Source organism: Endozoicomonas sp. ONNA1 (assembly GCF_024606325.1).
In the GTDB taxonomy this organism is placed as follows: Bacteria; Pseudomonadota; Gammaproteobacteria; order Pseudomonadales; family Endozoicomonadaceae; genus Endozoicomonas_A.
In genome coordinates this window covers 1-1612 of the sequence record NZ_JAHHPN010000697.1, presented here as the reverse complement: position 1 = coordinate 1612, position 1612 = coordinate 1, and the positions used below count along the sequence as shown (strand labels likewise).

Here is a 1612-nt window from a genome sequence, read left to right as displayed (position 1 = left end):
TGGATGATACATACTGAAGACATTTTTTGTTCAATTACCCTGAACAGAGGTATGGGTAAACGTGCACGGCGCAGGAACCTTAGAGTCATGGATCAAAAGAGGCGACATATATCCTCACTCAGAGGTTCATCTTCCACCCAAAGTTCGGTGATTTTCATGGCTTCACGACGACTACCGTCCCGAGCAGTGTCAGCAACGGTTACTACATAGTCGCCATCGGGGCTGAAGGTGGCTGATCTGACGCAACCACCATGGGAAATGATCGCTTTTACTAACCAGGTTCCATCGAGCATCTGACCACAGACTTTCGCTGTGCCGTCAAGACTGACGGTCACCACATGTCGGCCATCAGTACTGAAGGCTGCTGAAGAGACCGACTTATCATGAGGAATGGTCGCTTTCTCCTCCCATGACCCATCGTTCTTCAGGCCGTAGATCTTTGCCATACCATCGGAACTGGCAGTCACGAAATAGCAGCCATCAGGGCTGAATGTCGCTAATTTAACCCAATCTTTGTGGAAAAAGGTCTCTTTTTCTTTCCATGATTCATCGTCCCACAGGCCATAGATTTTCGCCGTACCATCTGCACTGGCAGTCACCACATGGCAGCTATCAGCGCTGAAGTTAAGTGATAGAATCGCACCATCATGGGAAATGATGCCTTTTTCTTGCCATAATCCATCGTCCTTCTGACTATAGATTTTCGCAACATTATCGTTACCGACAGTCGCCACATGTCGGCTATCGGGGCTGAAGCTGGCTAACCTGACTAAATTATTGTGGCGAATAATGGCTTTTGGTTGCCATGATCCATCGTCCTCCAGGCCATGGACTTTCGCATTGTGATCGCGACTGCAAGTCACCACAAAGTGGCCATTGGCGCTGAAGCTGGCTGACCAGGCTTTACTATTGTGGCGAATAATGGCTTTTTGTCCCCATGATCCATCGTCCTCCAGGCCGAAGATTTGCGCTGTCTGATCTTTACCGATGGTCGCCACATAGCGACCCTGAGCGCTAAAGGTCGCTGAAATAAAGGGATTCTGATTGGGAATAATGGCTTTTTTTACCCAGGTACCATCGGCTTCCAGACCATAGATTTTTGCCGTGGCATCTCCATTGACGGTTACCAAATAGCAACTATCGGGACTTAAGGTAGCTGAATTGACGCGCGGATCAACAATTTTGACTTTTCTTTCCCACGAACCATCGGCCTCTTGACTATAGATACTCGTTGTGCCGTCGTCACCGAGAATCACCACGCAGCGGCTGTCGGCACTGAAGCTGGCTGAAGGTATTGAATGGCGTTGAACAATGAGAACTTTTGGTTTCCATGATCCGTCGGCCTCCAGGCCCAGGATTCTCACCGAGCCGTCTCCACTGGAGGTCAAGATATGGCAAGCATCAGCGCTGCAACTGGCGGAGCTGACAGAGCTGTTATTTGAAACAGTGACTTTTGTAGCTGACTTAAAGGCTCTAAATTGAGACTTTCGTTCAGTATTAGTGAAATGAAGCAGAGCAGGTATATAAGGATTGTTTCGGCGTTTTATGAGTGAATCGATTAAATCCTTATCATTGATAAACCGCTCCATCCAACAACGGAGTTGATCATCAT

At 48.1% G+C, this 1612-nt stretch carries 1 protein-coding gene; it reads right to left on the bottom strand.

What is annotated here, in order from left to right:
- Window positions 1-92 precede the first annotated feature (92 nt).
- The coding region (locus tag KDK19_RS16450) for a WD40 repeat domain-containing protein (RefSeq protein WP_257292384.1) at window positions 93-1612 on the bottom strand (1520 nt) is incomplete at its 5' end.